18 protein-coding genes are annotated in these 20219 nt (G+C 64.6%); 6 read left to right on the top strand and 12 right to left on the bottom strand.

The window, feature by feature from the left end; genetic code table 11:
- Positions 1–16 precede the first annotated feature (16 nt).
- The 5 genes from EC86_RS0120550 to EC86_RS0120530 all read right to left on the bottom strand — a co-directional run bounded on the left by EC86_RS0120550 (position 17) and on the right by EC86_RS0120530 (position 3981).
- On the bottom strand, positions 17–421 hold the full coding sequence (locus tag EC86_RS0120550) for a MaoC family dehydratase (protein WP_029527764.1): 405 nt from the start codon (positions 419–421) through the stop codon (positions 17–19).
- Positions 408–1589: an acyl-CoA dehydrogenase family protein gene (locus tag EC86_RS0120545; protein WP_051676206.1), complete on the bottom strand. Its 1182-nt coding sequence runs from the start codon at positions 1587–1589 to the stop codon at positions 408–410. Before EC86_RS0120545 ends, EC86_RS0120550 begins: the two co-directional genes overlap by 14 nt.
- Entirely contained in the window at positions 1586–2569 is a 984-nt protein-coding gene (locus EC86_RS0120540; protein WP_029527762.1) for a Zn-ribbon domain-containing OB-fold protein, read from the bottom strand. Before EC86_RS0120540 ends, EC86_RS0120545 begins: the two co-directional genes overlap by 4 nt.
- A 53-nt stretch (positions 2570–2622) precedes the next feature.
- Positions 2623–3402, bottom strand: a complete 780-nt coding sequence (locus EC86_RS0120535; RefSeq protein ID WP_029527761.1) for an SDR family oxidoreductase — start codon at positions 3400–3402, stop codon at positions 2623–2625.
- Between the two features lie 81 nt (positions 3403–3483).
- Entirely contained in the window at positions 3484–3981 is a 498-nt protein-coding gene (locus EC86_RS0120530) for a MaoC/PaaZ C-terminal domain-containing protein (protein WP_198026858.1), read from the bottom strand.
- Between the two features lie 110 nt (positions 3982–4091).
- Between EC86_RS0120530 and EC86_RS0120525 the strand changes: the two genes are divergently transcribed.
- On the top strand, positions 4092–4916 hold the full coding sequence (locus EC86_RS0120525; protein ID WP_036773706.1) for an enoyl-CoA hydratase: 825 nt from the start codon (positions 4092–4094) through the stop codon (positions 4914–4916).
- Positions 4917–4970: 54 nt separating this feature from the next.
- On the opposite strand, the gene EC86_RS0120520 is transcribed toward EC86_RS0120525, so the two are convergent.
- Entirely contained in the window at positions 4971–6167 is a 1197-nt protein-coding gene (locus tag EC86_RS0120520) for a Fic family protein (RefSeq protein WP_029527758.1), read from the bottom strand.
- A gap of 707 nt (positions 6168–6874) precedes the next feature.
- Here EC86_RS0120520 and EC86_RS0120510 point away from each other — a divergent pair.
- Positions 6875–7660, top strand: a complete 786-nt coding sequence (locus EC86_RS0120510; protein ID WP_029527757.1) for a hypothetical protein — start codon at positions 6875–6877, stop codon at positions 7658–7660.
- Between the two features lie 332 nt (positions 7661–7992).
- Here EC86_RS0120510 and EC86_RS0120505 read toward each other — a convergent pair whose 3' ends face one another.
- The 6 genes from EC86_RS0120505 to EC86_RS0120480 form a co-directional block, all read right to left on the bottom strand.
- Positions 7993–9657, bottom strand: coding sequence for a FadD3 family acyl-CoA ligase (locus EC86_RS0120505; RefSeq protein ID WP_084181623.1), 1665 nt, complete (start codon positions 9655–9657; stop codon positions 7993–7995).
- 6 nt (positions 9658–9663) lie between these two features.
- Complete coding sequence (locus tag EC86_RS0120500; RefSeq protein WP_029527755.1) at positions 9664–10710, bottom strand: ferredoxin--NADP reductase; 1047 nt, start codon at positions 10708–10710, stop codon at positions 9664–9666.
- Between the two features lie 137 nt (positions 10711–10847).
- Positions 10848–11606: an SDR family oxidoreductase gene (locus EC86_RS0120495; protein WP_029527754.1), complete on the bottom strand. Its 759-nt coding sequence runs from the start codon at positions 11604–11606 to the stop codon at positions 10848–10850.
- A 14-nt stretch (positions 11607–11620) separates the two neighbouring features.
- Positions 11621–13294, bottom strand: coding sequence for an FAD-binding protein (locus EC86_RS0120490; protein ID WP_029527753.1), 1674 nt, complete (start codon positions 13292–13294; stop codon positions 11621–11623).
- Positions 13291–15057, bottom strand: a complete 1767-nt coding sequence (locus EC86_RS0120485; protein ID WP_029527752.1) for an FAD-binding protein — start codon at positions 15055–15057, stop codon at positions 13291–13293. Before EC86_RS0120485 ends, EC86_RS0120490 begins: the two co-directional genes overlap by 4 nt.
- A 32-nt stretch (positions 15058–15089) precedes the next feature.
- On the bottom strand, positions 15090–16286 hold the full coding sequence (locus tag EC86_RS0120480) for an acyl-CoA dehydrogenase family protein (RefSeq protein WP_029527751.1): 1197 nt from the start codon (positions 16284–16286) through the stop codon (positions 15090–15092).
- Between the two features lie 236 nt (positions 16287–16522).
- Here EC86_RS0120480 and EC86_RS0120475 point away from each other — a divergent pair, with 236 nt between their 5' ends.
- The 4 genes from EC86_RS0120475 (at position 16523) to EC86_RS0120460 (ending at position 20195) form a co-directional block, all read left to right on the top strand.
- Positions 16523–17512 (top strand): flavin reductase family protein, encoded by a 990-nt coding sequence (locus EC86_RS0120475; RefSeq protein WP_029527750.1) that lies wholly within the window; start codon positions 16523–16525, stop codon positions 17510–17512.
- A gap of 88 nt (positions 17513–17600) precedes the next feature.
- Complete coding sequence (locus EC86_RS0120470) at positions 17601–18440, top strand: alpha/beta fold hydrolase (protein WP_029527749.1); 840 nt, start codon at positions 17601–17603, stop codon at positions 18438–18440.
- Between the two features lie 3 nt (positions 18441–18443).
- On the top strand, positions 18444–19235 hold the full coding sequence (locus EC86_RS0120465; protein WP_029527748.1) for a fumarylacetoacetate hydrolase family protein: 792 nt from the start codon (positions 18444–18446) through the stop codon (positions 19233–19235).
- A 12-nt stretch (positions 19236–19247) separates the two neighbouring features.
- On the top strand, positions 19248–20195 hold the full coding sequence (locus tag EC86_RS0120460; RefSeq protein ID WP_029527747.1) for an acetaldehyde dehydrogenase (acetylating): 948 nt from the start codon (positions 19248–19250) through the stop codon (positions 20193–20195).
- Positions 20196–20219: the final 24 nt, after the last annotated feature.

Here is a 20219-nt window from a genome sequence, read left to right as displayed (position 1 = left end):
TCCTGGCTGTGCGGCATCAAGGCAGGGAAACGCGCACCGTGCCGGTGACGTGGTTGCCCATGGAATTGGCGCCCTTGAGCGTGACTTCGACGCTGCGGTCGGACGCGCGCTTGTCAGTGACGGCGCCGTTGATCGTCATGGCGTCGCCGGGGTAGTTGGGCGTGCCCAGCTTGATCTTCAGCTCGCGCATGCGGCCTTCAGGGCCGCTCCAGTCGTCGATGAAGCGCTGCACCAGCCCGTTGGTGGTCAGGATGTTCATGAAGATGTGCGGTGAGCCCAGTTCGCGCGCGGCCTGCAGGTCGTGGTGGCCGGGAAAGTAGTCGCGCGTGGCAATCGCCCCGCCGTTGATCAGCGCCACCGTGACCGGAACGATCAAAGAGGGCAGCTCTTCGCCCACTGCAATGTCGTCAAACCGTGGCATGGTCGGCCTCCTGGTGGGTGTTATTGGTGTTGTTGGCGTTGTTGTGGTCTTCGGCAGCGTCATATTTCCATCCCAGGGTGTCGTTGTCGGCCAGCCAGTCGCCCAGCCGGGCCAGGTGGTGCTCGGTGCCGCCCAGCGCCACGCCGAGCGCGCGGCTCCAGAAAAGAAAGCGGTGGGCCGGGTAGGTGATGTCCACACCGATGCCGCCGTGCACGTGCTGCGCCATGTGGCCGGCGCGGTGGCCGGTGTCATTGGCCAGCGCGCGCGTGGCCCAGGCCTGCGGCGCGGCGCCCAGGTTGGCGTCGAGCCGGTAGACCAGTTGCCACACCGAGGTGCGCAGGGCTTCCACGGCAATGTAGCCATCGGCCATCTGGCCGGCGACCAGCTGGAACGTGCCAATGGCGCGGCCAAACTGCTGGCGCTCGCTGACGTATTCCACGGTGCGGCGCAGTTGCTCCTGCGTCACGCCCAGCTGCAATGCAGCCAGGCAGGCAATGGCGCGCTGCTCGACCCAGCCGGTGGCCTCGACCGGCAGCACGTTGGTGGCTGCCACGGGCACGGCGTCAAACGCCAGGTCGGCCACCGACTGGTGGTGCTGGTCCATGCCTTCGGTGCGCTCAACGCCGGCCTGCGTCAAGTCCACCAGCACCAGGCGCATCTGGCCTGCGGCGTCGGCCGCCAGCAGCGCCTGGTTCGCCTGGGCGCCCAGTGGCACCGCGCTGGCCTGGCCCTTCAAGGTCCAGCCGTCACCGGCACGCACCAGCTGCAGCGACGGGCCGCGTGACTGCGACAGCGATTGCAGCGACAGCGCCACCGGCGCCTCGCCCGACAGCGCGTCGTCCAGCACCTGCGGCAAGGCGGCCGGCGCAAATTGGACCAAAGCCGCCACGGTCAGCTGCGGCTCCCACAGCGGCACCATGGCCAGGGCGCGGCCTTGCTGCTCCAGCACGGCCATCAGTTCGGTCATGCCCAGCCCCAGGCCGCCCTGCGCTTCGGGAACCATCACGGTGTTGAGGCCGGCGGTCACGCACTGCTGCCACAAATCCTGCATGAATGGCGCGCCGGAGGCGTCGTAATCACGCAGCTGGTCGTCGCCGCAGTAGTCGGCAAACAGGCCGTTGGCCATTTCGGCAAACGCGCGCTGATCTTCGCTCAGTTGGAAGTTCATGCGGTGACTCCTTCGGTCGCGGCCACGGGCCTGAATTGCGGCAGCACCAGCTCGCCGTCGTTGAAACTGTTGAACTCGACCTGCACCGCCTGGCCAATCTTCACGTCGCCCGGCTTGATGCAGACGATTTGCGAAATCAGCCGCGTGCCCTCTTCCAGCTCGACCAGAACAATCGGGTTGGGATGGTCAAACGGCGCGACCTCGGGGTAATGCATCACCACGAAGGAGTAAACCGTGCCGCGTCCCGAGGACTCGACCGTGTCCCACTCGAACGAATGGCAGCTTGGGCAGACCGGGCCGGGCGGGTGGCGCAACTCGCCGCAGCCCTTGCAGCGCTGGATGAGCAGCTTGCCGGCGCGCGCGCCTTCCCAGAAAAAGCGCGTGTCATCGCTGATGCCAGGCAGGGGGCGCTTGGTGGCGGCTGGCGCTGCGGCCTTGGCCTTGTCAGCGGCGGCATCAGGCTTCTTGACCGGGTTGGCCGGGCGAAACTTGAAGACGCGAAACAGCAACTGGCCGACTTCTTCGTCGCCCTCGGGCTTTTGCGAGAAGAACGTCATCACCAGCGTGACAAAGTGGCCGGTGCCGAGCGCGGTGGTTTTTTCCGGGCTGATGCTGTCGAGCCGGGTCGTGTAGTACAGCCGCTCGCCTTCGCGCACATCGCGCCCGAAGGTCAGCTCGGAGTTCACCGCCACCACCGATGCCAGGCCTTGCGCTTCCAGCAGCCCCAGCGCCTCGTAGGGGTTTTCGGTGGTCGAGCCAGGCGGATAGTTGTTGGGCACCAAGCCCTCCATGCACCAGACCTGCAGCATCGCTGGCGGCGCCACCACGGCGCCCTCGGCGGTGTAGCGCGCCGGGTCCACGCCCATGACTTCGCACCACTGGCGAATCATGGGGGCATTGACCTTGTCCCAGGCGTAGACCCGCCCGTATTCCTTGCCCACCAGGGCGCGGATTTCATTCATCCATTCGTGTTCAGCCAAGGCCATGCTCCTTTGTTGGTTTGATTCAGTGATTCCCGTGGGCGCCGTCGCCATCAGGAAGTGCCCGCTTGCGCCGCTGCCAGAAAGGCCGGCTTTTCGCCGCCGCCGTGCAGCAGCACATTGGTTCCGCTCAGGTAGCTGGCGCGTGGCGACGCCACGAACACACAGGCCTGGGCAATGTCGGAAGGCTCGGCCATGCGGCCGGCCGGAATCGTGGCGCCGACGGCGGCAATGCCGGCCTCGTCACCAAAATGCAGATGCGACTGCTCGGTGCGCACCAGGCCGGGACTGACCGCCACAACGCGCACCTTGGGGCCCCACTCGACCGCCAGCGACGACGCCAGGCTCAGCACCGCCGCCTTGGCCGCGCCGTAGGCAGCCGTGCCCGGCGAAGGACGCAGCGCGCTGACGCTGCCGATAAAGACAATCACGCCGCCCGTGTCCTGCGTTTGCATGGTGGCGTTGGCGGCCTGCGCCATGTGCAGCGCCGCCGTCAGGTTCAGGCGAATCACGCCCTCATGAAAGCGTGGCGAGACCGTGGCCGCATCGACCGGCGGGCTGCCGCCGGCGTTGTGCACCAGCACATCAAGCCGGCCGTGGCGCTGCACGATGGCGTCGACCAGCGCGCGCACCGCATCGGCCTCGCGCACGTCGCAGGGCAGGAATTCGGCGCTGCGTCCGGCTGCGCTCGGCAAGGCTTCGGGCGCGCTGCGGGCGCACACCACCACCGTGGCGCCTTCGGCCAGAAAGCCCTCGGCAATGCCGCGCCCTATGCCCTTGGTGCCGCCGGTGACAAGCACCACGCGTTGGTCAAAATCGTTTTTCTGGTTCATGGGTGCAAATTTACGGATTGCCCCTCAGTACAGATACGTCCAAAAGGACGATATCGACCTGAGCGGACAAGGCAGTAAGGGCTAAACCGGCCGGCGAAGCATGACCACGTTATTGAGAAAACTCACGACCACTTCACCGCGCTGGTTGAGCAACTCGAAGCGCGCCACCAAAAGACCCCGTTCAGGGCGACGGTCGTCCTGGCGCTCCAGTTGCGTGACGCGCGCGCGCAGGATGTCGCCCGCCACCGCAGGCCGGTGAAAGCGAACCTGGTCCCAGCCACGAGCGGCAATCGACGAACTTTCTTCATGCGGCACGGTGTGGCTCAGGCGAATCAGGATGGACAGCAGATGCACGCCCGCAGCGAACAACTCACCGATGGGCGAGCGCGCGGCCACAGCCTCGTCAATGTGCGGGCCAAAGGGGTCCCAGTCGAGGGCAAACGCCTTGATCGCCTGTGCCGTCAGGGAAAACGTCTGGGCCGATTCCCTGGGCTGGCCAAGCACGATGTCTTCCCAGTATTTGATGGGGGCGTCGTTTGATGGTGGGGCAGGCGGGGCAGTTTCATTTTGAAGGTTCATGCCGGCCAATTTAGGCACCGCCCTGCCCGCCAGATACGTCCAAAGGGACGATGTGACGGCGGGCGGGCAAAACGATCATCGTGAAGCTTCATCACTTGCAGGATTTGCGCATGCGTCTCGAACCTTCTTCTCTCGCTTCTTCCGCCCACGCCACCGATGCGGCCGCCAGCGAGCTGCTGATTGACTACCCCGGCGACGGCGTGGCCGTGGTGCGCATGAACCGCCCGCAGGCGACCAACGCGCTCAGCCTGAACCTGCAGGCGCTGCTGTCAAGCGCCTTCACGCAGCTGGCGGCAGACCCGCAAGTGCGCGCCATTGTGCTGACCGGGGGCGAGAAAGTGTTTGCCGCCGGCGGCGACATCAAAGGCCTGGAAGGCGCCGGCCCGATTGAAATCATGCAGCGCCACACCGAGCGCGTCTGGGCGCCCATCGAGCGCTGCCCCAAACCCATCATTGCCGCCGTGTGCGGCTATGCTTTTGGCGGCGGCGCCGAGCTGGCGATGCACTGCGACATCATCCTGGCCGGCGAAGGCGCGAGCTTTTCGCAGCCCGAAATCCGCATCGGCATCATGCCGGGCATTGGCGGCACGCAGCGCCTGGTGCGCGCCGTGGGCAAGTTCAACGCCATGCGCATGCTGCTGACCGGCAAGCCCGTCAGCGCCAGCGAAGCGCAAGCCATGGGCCTGGTCAGCCAGGTGTTTGCCGACGACCAGGTGCTGCCCGAGGCGCTGAAAATGGCCAAGTTGATTGCCGCCATGCCGCCGCTGGCGGTGATGCAGATCAAGGAAGTCGTGCTGGCCGGCGTCGATGCTTCGCTGGAAACCGCGCTGATGCTGGAGCGCAAGGCCAACCAGCTGCTGTTTGCCACGCGCGACCAGAAGGAAGGCATGCAGGCCTTCATTGAAAAGCGCAAGCCGAAGTTCGAGGGACGCTGAAAGCCCGACGCGGGGCGAGCGGCGTGCCGCGCAGCGCAGCGCACGCCCTGTGATTCACGGGCCGTTGTTTCTGTCCGCTTCGGCTTCCGGCCAAAGCTGAGGGAACAAAAAACGCAAGGCGTGCTGCGGCAGGCCAAACCGGACTTTGCCTTGGGGCGAGTCGGACTTGAGCAGTCCGCGCTTGACCAGCGCCCCCAGCGCGTCGGTGGCGCCCCGGTCGCTCATCCCCAGCATGGCCTTGAAATCACCCCGCGCCATCTCCTCGCCGCTCAGAAAAAGGTAGTGCAGCCCGCGCAGCGACTCCTGGCGCACCCCCTGCTTGACCACCGTGGCTTCAAACACCAGGCAGGCTTCGATGCGCGTTTTCAGGGTGTCAAAGTCGAGCATGCCAGTCATGAAAGTGACCTGGTCCAGGCAGGTGTCCAGCACATAGTCAATCCAGGCGATCAGCGCCTGTTCGCTCAGGTTGCCGCGCCCGTCCAGGTCACCCCGGCGCAGGCTGTCGGCGTCGGCCAGCAAGGCGTAGTAGCGCGGCGTGCTGCGCGCAAAGCCGCGCAGCGGCGACCACAGCCCTGCCGTATAGCCCAGGGCGCTGAGCAGCGTATGGGTGTGGAGGCGCATCACCCGCCCGTTGCCGTCGATGAAGGGATGAATCCAGCCTAGGCGCTGATGCGCAGCGGCCAGGGCCACCAGCGCCGCTTCACCGCGCCGCACCTGGCCGTAAAACCCGGCCCAGCGCTTAAGGAAAAGTGGCACGCTGGCATGGGCCGGTGCCACGTGCTGACCCACCTTGACTTCGCGCAGACGCCACTGGCCTGGCACGATGGCTTCGTTTTCCGGGGTGAACAGGTCTGACGCCGGCAGCCGGCCAAACAGCTCTCGATGCATGTCCTGCACCGCGTCCACCGAGTACAGGTCGAGCGCGCCTTGCGGCCCGGTGTAGCGCAGCTCCAGTGCGGCCTCGGCCTCGATGTGGGCCACGGCCAGGCGCTGTTTGGCGGCCAGCGCGGCATCGCTGGAAAAATCCTGGCGCAAGGCCTGCTCAATCTCATGCGGCCGGGTGTGTTGCCCTTCAATGCGGTTGGTGTAGTAGGAATTCATGCTGCGCAACAGGCTGCGCAGTTCCAGCGGGACGCGCGTGCCCGAAAGCAGCGTGGCCAGGCGCGAGAGGTCGTGGGCCTTGGTTAGCAGGGGAGCCATGCGCGCATCGGATGGCAGCAAGGGCTCAAACTGGTAGGGCTCTGTATACATGCCTTGTATTTTGCCAAGTTTTAATTAAGTCTAACTATTTGATTTGGTTAATTTTTTATCTCTTTTTGCCAACTTTTTTGCCAACGTTTAAAACTGACCATACTGCCACTGGCGATGATGCAGATCAAGGAAGTGGTGCTGGCTGGCGTCGATGCCTCGCTGGAAACCGCGCTGATGCTGGAGCGCAAGGCCAACCAGCTGCTGTTTGCTACGCACGAATAGAAGGAAGGCATTGAGGCCTTTATTGAAAAGCGCAAGCCGAAGTTTGAGGGGCGCTGAGGCGGGTTAATTTGCTATTGAAAAAATAGCCTCTTACGCCGGTGGGGCATGGGCGTAAGGCGTTTTTGGGTAAAAAGCAAAGATGTGCAGGCTGTCTGGCGTCCTGCGCTGCGTTATGGGCAAGCGGCGCTGAAAGGGCAAAGTCCTGCCAAAACGGGTGGCGGCAGAAATGCAGAAGAAAAATCGCCGAAGCCAGGAAAAAGCCAGAAGTTGGACGTGTTTCGGTTTCGATAGCGGCCCACGGCCAAGAAGCTAACTTTCGAATTGAAGTTTTCTAAGCCCGGGTCAGGTTGGAAGCCGTCATTCACTCAGAGCACGTCGCTAGCCACTTTCGACCCATTCAGACCTTCAGAACAAAGTTTTTATGGACAGCTAAAGTACGTGTGCGAACCCCCAACTTAGAGGTCCCACACTAAATAAAGGTCAAAATGAACGTCGCTTCTGAAACTGAAAAAAATAAGAACCCTCAATGGGACATCAGATTGACCGAGGAATTGGTCACTGCGGTATTCGGTACGGCGCAGTGGAAGAAAGCGCATCCGAGCGTAAGGTCCATGACAGACAGACCTGAGTTCTGCCGCTACCACTACCACGAAGCCTTGGACATGATGAAAGAGTACATCCAATCGAATCTGGCGGAGTTTGGCCTGTTTGGTGTCTACGAGGACTACGATGAGTTCAGTTATCTGATGCTGAAGATCAGGGCGAATATCGTTGCCTTTGTCCAAAGCCTGCATGCCGTGGCGGACACCTGCTCCCACATGCTCTATTACTCCTTGGCGCTGGACAAGCACCCCAAATCTCTCAAGGAGCGGGGCATTTATGCCAAGGAAGTCCTCAAGCTCTTAGAGCAGCTACGTAATGCAGGATATTCCGAATACGAAAAGCTCTGCAGGTTGTTCCGCGAGGTCACAACTGGCGACGATTACAAGTACCATAATGCCCTGACCAACTCGTCAAAGCACCGAAGTATCGTCCGCCCTGAACTGAACGAGGATTGCACTGGCATGCGGGAAGAAAAGTGGATTCTCTTCTTGGAGTCGTTCTGGTACGAAGGAAAATTTTTTGAAAAAACCAATGCTCGCGAGTTCATGCAAAAGGAGCACGACCGTATCCAACCTCTGACCGTAAACATTGGTGTAGAACTGAACGAGGTCTTGAAGAAGCTCCAACCTTTGAAACCCACGACCCATGCCATTGAAGAAAGTTGGTAAAGAGTCTATACCGCAGCAGTGGTGCGGCCACCACGACTGTATGACCGTAGTCAGCCTAAAACTGTCAGTTGAGCAAATGTGTCAACAGACTGTTTATGGCCGAATCCAGTAGTTCAACAAGATGAATCGAATAACGCCTTTTGATGCAAAGCCGAAGTTTGAAACAACGTCCCTAAAGACAGCATCAGGAGCGTGTCTGCATTCACTCACCATGCAACTTCTGGGTGAACCAAAGACACTCGGTCTCCCTCCCCTCTGAGAAAACTACGAATTCAATAGCAAAGAGTGGCCGTACTGATTGGGCCAGCGCCTTATTCGGCTAAAAACTCGCCTCAGACCTTCGCCTTCACCAGCCGCGCCACCGCCAGCTGCGCCAGCTCGCGCTTGAGCACCTTGTTCGAGGCGTTGACCGGAAAGCTGTCAAACCACAACACATGGCGCGGCACCTTGTAGTTGGCCATGTTGGCGCGCGACCAGGCGACCAGCGCTTCGGGCGTCAGCTCGCTGCCGGCGCGGCGCACGACGCAGGCGCAGCCGACTTCGCCCATGCGCTCGTCGGGCACGCCGACCACGGCGACCTGCGCAATCGCGGGGTGGTCGGCCAGCTGGCGCTCGATTTCGGCCGGGTAGCAGTTGAAGCCGCCGACGATGAACATGTCTTTGAGGCGGTCGGTGATGCGCAGGTAACCGCGCTCGTCGAGCACGCCCACGTCGCCGGTGTGCAGCCAGCCGTCGGCGTCAATCGCTTCGGCCGTCGCTGCCTCGTCGTCGAAATAGCCTTGCATGACGTGGTAGCCGCGCAGCAGCACCTCGCCCGGCTGGCCGGTGGGCACGGGGCGGCCTTCTTCGTCAACGCAGCGCACTTCGGTGCCCGGCAGGGCGCGGCCACAGGTGCCGGCCACGGTTTCGGCGCTGTCGCCGGGGTCGCACAGGGTGGCGCAGCCGCCGCATTCGGTCAGGCCGTAGGCGGTGGTGACGTTGGTGATGCCGAGTTCCTCGCGCATGCGGGTGATCAGCACCGGTGGCACGCTGGCTGCGCCGGTGACGGCCACGCGCAGCGTGGCAATGTCGAAATCCTTCAGGCGCGGATGCGCCAGCATGGTCAGAAACAGCGTGGGTGGGCCGGGCATGAAACTGATGCGGTCGTGTGCGATGCGCGCCAGCACCTTGTCGGCGTCAAACACCTGCTCGGGATAGACGGTGGCGCCCTGGATAAACGCCGCCACCCAGCCTGCCTTGTAGCCAAAGGAATGGAAAAACGGGTTGACGATGAGGTAGCGGTCGCCCGGCTGCAGCCCGACGACGCGGCTCCAGGTGCTGAAGGCGCGAATCGTCGGGCCATGCGCCGACATCACGCCCTTGGGCCGGCCGGTGGTGCCCGAGGTAAACATCAGGTCGGCCGTGCTGTCGGCGCTGAGCATTTGCTCACGCGCCAGCACTTGGGAAGGCGCCAGCAGGCAGCCCTGGCCCATGAAGTAGCGCCAGCCCATGTCGCCGGGCTGGTCGGGGTCGGCCTTGAAGCCGTCGCGCAGCACGACGATGTGCTTGAGCGTGACCGGGCGCTGGCCCGCCAGCAGCGCCGGGTAGTGCTGGCCCAGAAAATCGCCAATGCAAAACAGCACCTTGGTGCCACTGCGCTCCAGGATGTCGGCCGCTTCGCCGCCCTTCATGCGGGTGTTCAGTGGCACCAGCACCGCGCCGGCGGCATGCGTGCCGCAAGCGGCCAGAATCCACTCGTGCAGGTTTGGGGCCCAAACGGCCACGCGGTCGCCCGCCTGCACGCCCAGCGCAATCAGCGAGCGCGCCACCGCCTGGCTGCGCACCAGCAAGTCGGCGTAGCTGATGGTTACCGCACCATCGACGATGGCTGCTTGCTCTGCAAACTTGGTCGCCGCCTGGCGAATCAGCGCCGGCAGCGTCTCGGGCAGGTCGGGCGCCAGCGCCCAGGACGACGACTCGGGAACGGCGCTGACGGGCGCTTCGGAAAGCAGGCTCATGGGGGTTTACTCCGGAAATTTGATACGTAGCCGCTCGCTGGTCGGCACGGCCTGGCAGGCCAGCGTCCAGGCCTTGGCGAGGTCTTTTTTGTCCAGCACGTCGTTGTGGCGCAGGTGCACGCTGCCTTCGACGATCTGGCACATGCACGAGGCGCACATGCCGGCCTGGCACGAATACGGCGCGTTCAGGCCGGCCTTGAGGGCGGCTTCGAGCAGCGTTTCGTTGCCGCTGCAGTGCAGCGTGTGGGTTTCGCCGTTGAGCAGCACTTCGACGATGGCTTCGTCCACCGCGCCCGGCAGCGGCGGCGCGGCCTGCGCAACGGCGTTGGCCGCAGCCAGGGTTTCCTCGTCGGGCAGCGAGGCAAAGCGCTCGACGTGAATGCGCTCGGACGGCATTTCAATGGCCTGCAATGCCGCCACGGCGGCGTCCATGTAGGGGCCGGGGCCGCAGATAAAGGCTTGCGCGCTGCGATGGTGCCGCGCCAGCTCGGCCAGCTGCGCCACCGAGGGCACGCCCTGTACCGAATCCAGCCAGTGAATCACGCTGAATCGTGCCGGATAGGCCTCGGCCAGCGCCTTGAGTTCGTTCTTGAAGATGATCGATTTTTCGTCGCGGTTGGCGTACAGCAGCGTGATGCGGCCATGCCCCTTGGCCAGCACCGAGCGCAAGATGGAAAACACCGGCGTGATGCCGCTTCCACCGGCCAGCAGCAAAAAGTCGCCGTCCAGCGTGCGCGGATGGAACACGCCCGAAGGCGGCATCAGCTCAATCACATCGCCGGCCTTGACATGGTCGCAGACCCAGTTCGAGCCGCGCCCGTCCCTGACGCGCTTGACGGTGACGCGCGGCGCGTCGTCGACGCCGGGCGCGCTCGACATGGAGTAGCAGCGCGGCACATGACGCCCGTCAATGCTTAGCCGCAGCGTGAGGAACTGGCCCGGCTGGTAGGCAAAGGCATTGGCCAGCGCAGGCGGCACCTCGAACACCAGCGACTTGGTGTCGTGCGTCTCGTCAACTACCGCGCTGACGCGCAGCGCATGGTAGCGGCTCATGGGGGGCTCCTTTTCACCAAGCGCTCAGACACTATGAAAATAATAGCTAGATGCGCCCGTGTAGCGTGCGCAAAAGGCCTTTTTGGCATTAAAAATGAAGAAGTCATGGGCAGTTGCAGTAAACAAAGCGCCCGAGCTTAAAGCCCCGTGCCCAGAATGGCGCTGTCGGCGCGAATCTCGGCGCCGCTGATGGCCTGCGAATCGTCCGAGGCCAAAAACAACAGCACCTTGGCGATCTGCTCGGGCAGGGCGGCGCGACCCTTGGGATTCTTTTGGGCGTCGAACAGCAAAAACTTGGCCGGCACGCCGGGTGCGGAGGCCTGCATCATGGGCGTGTAGATACCGTCGGGGTGCAGCGAATTGACGCGCACCGGCAGGCTGTTGTTGCGGCAGTACAGCGCGCTGGCGCGGGTCAGCGCGCCCACGGCCGCCTTGCTGGCGCTGTAGCCGGCGTAGCCCTCGATAGGCAACCATGATGACACCGACGCCATGTTGACGATGCTACCGCCGCGCTCTTTCATGGCTTCAATGCCCTGCTGGCAACCCACAAAGCACGAGTCGGCATTGACCTGCATGAGCTGGCGAAACTGCGCCAGCGTGGCGGTCGCTATGCTGCCCGGAATCAAAATGCCGGCGTTGTTGATCAGGATATCGAGCGGGCCAAAGCGCTGCTGCACGGCAGCGATGGCAGCGCGCCAGTCGTCTTCGCTGGCCACGTCGTGGCGCACAAACAGCGCGCGCTCGCCGCACTCGGCGGCAAAGGCCTGGCCGGCCTCCACGTTGATGTCGCTGATGGCGACGAAGGCGCCCTCCTCCAGCAGCAGCTTGACCGTCTCGCGGCCGACGCCGCTGGCGCCGCCGGTAACCAGCGCCACCTTGTCTTGTACACGTCCCATCTTGATTCCTTTTTTTATGACGCCATGGTGGCGCGCCCGGCACGCCGCCCGGAAAACACACAATCGGCCAGCGACAGCCCGCTGATGTAGCGCGACGACGGCAGGCCAATCGCCGTGCGGCCGGCGGCAAACAGCCCGGCGATGCGCTGGCCGGCGCTGTCAAGCACCTGACCGTTGGATTCGTCGAGCACCAGCCCGCCCAGCGTCAGCGTGGCCAGCGGAAAAGTCGGTGCGCCTATGGAAATGTCCAGCGCGTAATACGGCCCGCGTGCCATGTCGTAGCGCATGTCGGGCGACTTGCCAAAAGCGTCATCGCGCTCGCCGCGCGCCGCCGCGCTGGCCGTGTCCAGGCTGGCGCGCAGCTTGGCCGGGTCGGCCTGGATGCGCGCCGCCAGCGCCTCGGGTGTGGCAGCTTTTTTGGCGCTGAATAGCAGCATGGCCAGCGCCGGCAATGACTGGAACGCCCAGAGTCCGCCAAACAGACACTGGCGCATCGCGTGCGCACGCAGCTTGGCGTCCAGCACCAGCCAGCCGCGCCCGCCCTGGTGATCGACCAGTTCGTGGCCCAGCGTGGCGCCGTAGACCTGTTCATTGCAAAAGCGCTCGCCTTCGGCGTTGACGACCACGCCCTTGGGCCAGACCGACGGCGGCGTGATGAAGCGCCAGGCCGACACATTGTCCAGGGCCTGCGTGGCTGCGCCCGCGCTTTGGCCCAGGCGCAGGCCGCTGCCGTCGCAGCCGGCGCCGCCAATTGGCCAGCCGCGCCGGGTGTGCGGCGCATTCGCCTTGACCAGCTCGGGGTTGTAGATAAAGCCGCCGGTAGACAGCACGACGCCGCGCACAGCGCGAATGAAGCGCGGCTTGGCCGCTTGCTGCTCGATTTTTGCGGCCTCGACCCGGCAGGCGGCGGCCTTGCCCGGCCTGAAGGTGCGCCAGCGCGCCACCTGGCGATTGAGTTCGGCATGGCGCAGCGTGGCGGGGTCGCCGGGCGGCAACTGCCAGATTTCAACGCCCAGCACGGCGCCGCTCTGGCCATCGGCACCGCGCTGGCGCACCAGCCGGCGCACGCTGGCCTGCGTGACGGGAACGGCGCCGGCACGCAGCGTGGCGTCGCGCAACGCGGCATACAGCGTGGCGCCAGACTGGCCCTTGGCCACGGCCCGGTGGCCGCGCGGCGCGGGCGCGCCGCGCTCGCCCCAGCAGGCCGGCACCATCTCGTTGCCGGAGTAATACAAAAACTTGCCCTCGGGCGGGTACGAGGTCTTGTGGTCGGGCATGGTGGCACCAAAGCGCGCACCGTGCGCCTCCAGCCACGCCAGGTTGGCGACGCTGTCGTCGCAGAATTTTTGCAGCGTGGCGTCGCTCACCACGCCATTGACCTCGTGGCGCAGGTAGTCGGCCATGGCCTCGGGCGAGTCTTTAAAGCCCGCCTGCCTTTGGTAAGGCGTGCCGCCGCCGGCATAAACCACGCCGCCCGACAGCGCGCTGGCGCCGCCGCCTTCAAAACGGTCAATCACCAGCACCGAAGCGCCAGCGGCCCGCGCCTCGATGGCCGCGCAGGCGCCGGCGGCGCCCCAGCCGACAACCACCACGTCGGCGCTGTCACTCCAGTTGACGGCGCTGGCGTCATCGACCTCCAGCGCGGGCGCAATCGGGGTGACGGTGGAGGGCCGCTTGCCTTGGCTCACGCCACGGCCTCCAGTGGCTCGGTGTGCGCCAGGAGGTCGGTTCGCTCCAGCGCCATCGGTGCGCCCTTGATGGCGGCAATGGCGCGGTAGGCAAAGGTCATGGCCGGGCCCAGCGTCGAGCCGGCGCCGGGATAGGCGGGGCCCATCACCGAAGCCGAGTTGTTGCCGATGCAGTACAGGCCGTCGATCACGTTGCCGGCGCCGTCCAGCACGCGGGCGTCGCGGTCGGTCAGCAAGCCGCCCTTGGTGCCGATGTCGCCGGGGAACAGCTTCATGGCATAGAACGGGCCCTTGGCAATCGGCGCCAGGTTGGGGTTGGGCGACACGTTCACGTCGCCGTAGTAGCGGTCAAACACGTTACCGCCCCGGTCAAACTCCAGGTCCTTGCCGGTGCGGGAAAATTCTGTCATGCGGGCGGCACTGGCAACCAGTCCGGCAGCGTCCACACCGATATTGGCCGCCAGTTCTTCCAGCGTCTCGCCTTTCCAGTACACCGTGTTCAGCCAGCTTTTTCGCATCCGGCTGTCTGGCACGGCCGAGCCGGGCATGAGCGGGCCAATCGGGTAATTGGCGCGGAAGGTGGCGTCAAACACAATCCAGGCCGGAATGCCGCCGCCGGTCTTGGCGTGGTTCGCGAACATCGCCTGCTGGAATTCGGGGTACGGCCCCGACTCGTTCAAAAAACGTTCGCCGCGCGTATTGACCACCATGCAGCCGGGCAGCGAACGCTCGACAAACAGGGGCCGGAATTTTTCTTCCTTGGGCACTTCCAGCGTCGGCACGCCCCAGGTGTGCGCCATCAGGTGCGTCTGGGCGCCCACGGCAGCGCCCGCGCGTATCGCGTCGCCGGTGTTAGCGCCCGGCGGCGTGGCGGTCCAGGCCTGGTCGGTTGGCTTGGGCAGGTGCTGCTCGCGCATTTGCTGGTTGCGCTCAAAGCCGCCGGCGCCCAGGATCACGCCCTTGCGCGCCTGCAGGCGCAGCGACTGGCCGCCCTGCTTCACCACGACGCCGGTGACGCGGCTGCCTTCGGTGATGAGCGATTCGAGTGGCGTTTCCAGCGCCAGCGTGATGTTGCGCTTGCGCAGCGCCGTCAGCAGCCCGCCGACCAGCGCCTGGCCACCGGTGAGGCGGCGGTCGCGCTTGCTCTTGCGGCGCCATGGGTAGTCGAGAAAATAGCGCGCCATGATGCCCATCAGCATCCACTTGGCCTTTTTCTCGCGGGCCAGCAGGGTGCGCGCCTGGAAGGCGTTGATGTTCATGCGGCCCAGAATCAGCTGGCCGGGGTTGGTCGGTCGCAGCAGCGCCAGGCCGTCCATGCCCAGCTTGACGGCATTGAATTCGATCGGGTCCATGGTGCGGCCACCGGGCAGCGCGCCCTGGATGGCCGGGTAATAATCCGAGTAGAGCGGTATGCAGCGATAGGGCACGCCAATTTCTGCCAGGTAGCGTGCCATGTGGCGCGCCGTCTCGACATAGGCCAGCACCCGGTCGTCGCTGGCCAGTCCCTTGGCGCAGGCCTTGACGTAGCCAAAGGCCACGTCCACGCTGTCGCGCAGGCCGGCCTTGGGCATGTCGTGGTTGTCGGGAATCCAGATGCCGCCGCCCGAGATGGCCGAGGTGCCCCCGACCAGCGCGGTTTTTTCGACCACCAGGGCTTTGAGCCCTTCGTCGCTGGCGCGGATGGCCGCCAGCAGCGCGCCGGCGCCCGAGCCGACGACGATGACGTCGAACGCCTGGTTTTCTGTCAACGTTGCTTGTGGCATGCCGCCTCCTGTTGTCATGCGTTGGGGCCGAATCAGACGAAAGCGTCGGCGTTGGGCAGGCCCAGCATCACGGCGCCGTGGCTGCGGGCGTAAGTGTCGGTGTTGTTGGCGATGTGGCCGCGCGCCACATGCAGGTCACGGAAGGTGCGCTCGATCGGGTTGGTCTTGAACACGCCGCCGGCAGCGCAGGCCCGCATGATCTCGTTGACCACCTCAGCACACAGCTTGGGCACCTGTGCGGACTGGGCGCGCTGCATCAGGCGCTCTTCGACCGGCATCTTCTCGCCGCTCTTGGCGCAATCCACGATGCGCTGGAAATTGCGGTGCAGCACCAGCTTGAGCTGGTCGGTGGTCATCATGGCTTCGCTCACGGCCAGCTGGGCGTTGACGTCCTCTGCGGTCTTGGCGCCGTGCTTGCCGACAAAGCTGGCAGCGCGGTTGCGGAAATTATTGACCGCGCCATCGGTCGCACCAATGCAGGCCGTGGACACGGCGCGCTGGAACACTTGCGTGAACGGAATGCGGTAGAGCCAGCCGGGGTTGACGGCGCGGCCCAGGCAGCCTTCGTCGCTGTGGTCGTTGGTGCGGTGGGTGCGGTGCGTGGGCACAAAGGCATCGGTCACCTGGATGTCATGGCTGCCGGTGGCGCGCAGGCCCAGCACGTCAAAGTTGTTGACGATTTCAAAGTCCGCCTTGGGCAGCAGGAAGGTGCAGTGCTCCAGCGCGCCCGAGCCGTCTTTCTTGGGCAGCAGGCCGCCCAGCAAAATCCATTCGCAGTGCTGCGAGCCGCTGCTCCAGCTCCAGCGGCCGCTGAAGCGGTAGCCGCCCTCTACCGGCTCGGCCTTGCCGGTGGGCATGTAGGTCGAGGCGGTCAGTGTGCTCGGGTCCTTGCCCCAGACGTCGATTTGCGCCTGCTCGGGGAACAGCGGAATCTGCCAGTTGTGTACGCCGACCACGCCGTAGATCCAGGCAGTCGCCATGCAGCCTTCGGCCAGCGCCATCTGCACTTCGTAAAACACGCGCGGGTCCATCTCGTAGCCGCCCCAGCGCTTGGGCTGCAGCACCTTGAAAAAACCCGCTTCCTGCATTTCGTCGATGGTCTGGCGCGGCACCAGGCCGGCGTCCTCGGCGGCGCGGGCGCGTTCGGCCAGGCGCGGGGCCATGGCGCGGGCGCGCGCTATCAACTCAAGGGCTTCAGGGGTCAGGTAGTCGTCTTTCACTGGGTTCATGGTGTCATCTCCGAAAGGCTGGGCCTGTGCGGCGCAAGAGGGTTAAAGCGCAAGGGGGATACCTTGCGATGCACAGATATTCCCACCCGCCGCATGCGCACTCATCGTCCAATCAGACTAAAAGCCTGCCGGTGCGCGAGCCGGTCAGCAGGCTGGCGCCTGACCTAGTCCGTGTGAGGGATTCGACACGGCCGGCCTGGCGGCAAGCTTGACCTACCCGGTATCAGGAGACACTTATGGACCAACTCGCCCCGCCCTTTGACCCCAAAGATTTTCGCCGCGCCCTTGGCATGTTTGCCACCGGCGTCACCATCGTGACCACGAACGCGGCCGACGGCACGCCGGTCGGCATCACGGCCAACAGCTTCAATTCGGTGTCGCTGGACCCGCCGATGGTGCTGTGGAGCCTGGCCAACAATTCCCGCAGCCTGCCCGCCTTCAGCGGCAGCGAATTCTGGAACGTGCATGTCCTGTCGAACGAGCAGGAAGCGCTGTCCAACCGATTTGCCCGCCCCAGCGAAGACAAGTTTGCCGGCCTGGCGCTTGATACGCAGGCCAGCGGCGCGCCGCTGCTGCCCGGCTGCAGCGCACGCTTTCAGTGCAAGAACGCCTTCAAATACGACGGCGGCGACCACACCATCTTTGTTGGCGAAGTCGTGCAGTACGACAGCTGCACCCTGCCCCCACTGCTGTATGTCACCGGTAGTTATGCGCTGGCCGCCCGCAAGGCGGCGCCGGTGTCCACGGAGCCGCTGGCCAACCTGGAAGGCGCCTCGTATTCGGAAAACCTGCTGGGCTACCTGTTTGGCCGCGCGCATTTCCAGTTTATCCACGGCATACGCGGCACGCTGCAGCAGCGCGAGCTGTCGGACACTGACTTTTTCGTGCTTTCGCTGCTGAGCGTGCGCCAGCCGCTGGCGGCCGAGGAAATCGCCGCGCACATCGCCTACACCGGCGTCGATCTGAGCGCGGGCGCGCTGCAGTCGCTGGTGCAGCGCGGCCTGCTGATGGAAGAGCCCGGCGCGCAGCCCGGACTGCGCCTGAGCCCGTCAGGCTCGGACGCCATCTTGCACGTGCTGGCCGCCGCCAAGGCGGTCGAGGCCGATCTGGTGGGCCGCCTGGGCGAGCTGGAATCGGCCGCGCTGCGCAACCTGCTCAAGCAAGCCATCCTGGCGACCGACCCCGGTTTGCCCAAGCTCTGGCAGGCGCCAGCTACAGCGGCCTAGGTTTCAAAACCGCCGTGGACTGGCCACGGCAACCCGCCGGGGCAGTTTCCCGCACGTCTTTTTACCCTTCTTTTTCTACCTACACCCCATGCAGACAACCCACTCCATTCCAGAAGGCCACTACCTCGACATTGGCGAGGTCGCCGGCCTGCCGCAGCGCGTTCACTACCACGACCAAGGCGAGGGCGAAGCGGTCATCTTCTTGCATGGTGCAGGCGGCGGCGCCAGCGGCTACAGCAATTTCAAGGGCAACTACCCTGAATTTGCCAAGGCCGGCTACCGCGCCATCGTGCCCGACATGATTGGCTATGGCCTGTCGAGCAAGCCCGACCTGCCGCAGTACGACCTGGACCTGTTCATTGCCGGCATCAAGGGCCTGGTCGATGGACTGGGCCTTAAAAACGTCACGCTGCTGGGAAATTCGCTTGGCGGTGCGGTGGCGCTGGGCTATGCGCTGGCCCATCCCGACGACGTGGCCCGCCTGATCCTGATGGCACCCGGCGGCGTCGAAGACCTGGACACCTACCTGGCCATGCCCGGCATTGCCAACATGTTCGCCATCTACAAGTCCGGCAAGACCGGCGCCGAGGCGATGCGCGCCGTCATGACCATGCAGCTGTTCGACCCCAGCCTGCTGACCGACGAGATCATCAACGAGCGCGCGCCGATTGCCGCCACGCAGACGCAGGCCGCCCGCTCCATCCTGAAAGTACCCAACATGACCGCCCAGCTGCACCAGCTGCGCTGCCCGGTGTTTGGCTTCTGGGGCGTGAACGACCAGTTCAACCCGGCCAGCGGCACCATGAAGCTGATGGACAACTGCCCGCAGGCGCGCATGGTGCTGGTCAACCGCTGCGGCCACTGGGTGCAGGTCGAGCACCGCGAGATGTTCAACCGCAGCTGCATTGACTTCTTGCAGAACGGCTGAACGATGGACGCTACCACCCTTGAAACCCTGGGCGATGAACTGTTCGACGCATTGCGCGAGCGCCGCACACTGACACCACTGACCAGCCGCCACACCGACATCAGCGTGGACGACGCCTACCGCATCTCGCTGCGCTTTCTGGCGCGGCGCGAGGCCGCCGGCGAGCGCGTCATCGGCAAGAAAATCGGCGTCACGTCCAAGCCGGTGCAGGACATGCTGGGCGTGTTCCAGCCCGACTTCGGTTTTTTGACCGACGCCATGCAGTTTGCCGATGGCTCCACGGTATCGCTCAAAAAATCCGGCCTGATCCAGCCGCGCGCCGAGGGCGAGATTGCCTTCATGCTCAAGTCCGACCTGCAAGGCCCGGGCGTGACGCGGGGCGACGTGCTGGCCGCCACCGAATGGGTCGCGCCGTGCTTCGAGATCGTTGATTCGCGCATCGACGACTGGAAAATCAAGATTCAGGACACCGTGGCCGACAACGCCTCGTGCGGTGTGTTTGTCGTCGGCACGCAGCATACCGATCCACGCGCGCTCGACCTGGCCGCTGCATCCATGCAGATGTGGAAGAACGACGCCCCTGCCGGCAGCGGCCTGGGTTCTGCCGTGCAGGGCCATCCTGCCGAGGCCGTGGCCTGGCTGGCGAACACGCTGGGCGCCTTTGGCATTCCGTTCAAGGCCGGCGAGCTGATCTTGTCAGGCTCTTTGGCGCCGCTGGTGCCAGCCGTCAGCGGCGACCGTTTCACGATGCAGATCGAAGGCCTGGGCGGCTGCTCGATCGCTTTTTCAGACTAAGGAAACCCTTCAATGACCTCAAAGAAAATCAAATGCGCCCTGATCGGGCCGGGCAACATCGGCACCGACCTGCTGGCCAAGCTGCAACGCAGCGCGGTGCTGGAGCCGGTCTGGATGGTCGGCATCGACCCCGAATCGGACGGCCTCAAGCGTGCCCGCGAAATGGGCATCAAGACCACCTCGGACGGCATTGACGGCCTGATTCCGCACATGTTGGCCGATGGCGTGCAAATCGTCTTTGACGCGACCAGCGCCTATGCGCATGCCGAAAACTCACGCAAGGTGAACGCGCAAGGCGCCATGATGATCGACCTCACGCCGGCGGCGATTGGGCCGTTTTGCGTGCCGCCGGTGAATTTGAAACAGCATGTCGGCCAGCGCGAGATGAACGTCAACATGGTCACCTGCGGCGGCCAGGCGACGATTCCGATGGTTGCAGCGGTGAGCCGCGTGCAGGCCGTGGCCTATGGCGAAATCGTCGCCACCGTGTCGTCTAGGTCGGTCGGGCCCGGCACGCGCAAGAACATCGACGAGTTCACCCGAACCACCGCTGGCGCTGTCGAGAAAGTGGGCGGCGCCAAAAAGGGCAAGGCCATCATCATCATCAACCCGGCCGAGCCGCCGATGATGATGCGCGACACCGTGCACTGCCTGCTGGAGGCCGAGCCCGACCAGGCCGCCATCACCCAGTCGATCCACGACATGATCAAGGAAGTGCAAAAGTACGTGCCCGGCTACCGCCTGGTCAATGGCCCGGTGTTCGACGGCAAGCGCGTCTCAGTGTTTCTGGAGGTCGAGGGCCTGGGCGACTACCTGCCCAAGTACGCCGGCAACCTGGACATCATGACCGCTGCTGCCGCCCGCACCGCCGAGATGTTTGCCGAGGAAATCCTCGCCGGCACGCTGACCCTGATTCCCACGCCCGCCAGCGCTGCGCCCGCCGCCCTGGTCACCGCTTGAACTGCCTGAACTGTCTGAACCGCC

The sequence above is a fragment of the Polaromonas glacialis genome (assembly GCF_000709345.1).
Taxonomy (GTDB): domain Bacteria; phylum Pseudomonadota; class Gammaproteobacteria; order Burkholderiales; family Burkholderiaceae_C; genus Polaromonas; species Polaromonas glacialis.
This window is presented reverse-complemented; position numbering and strand designations above follow the sequence as displayed.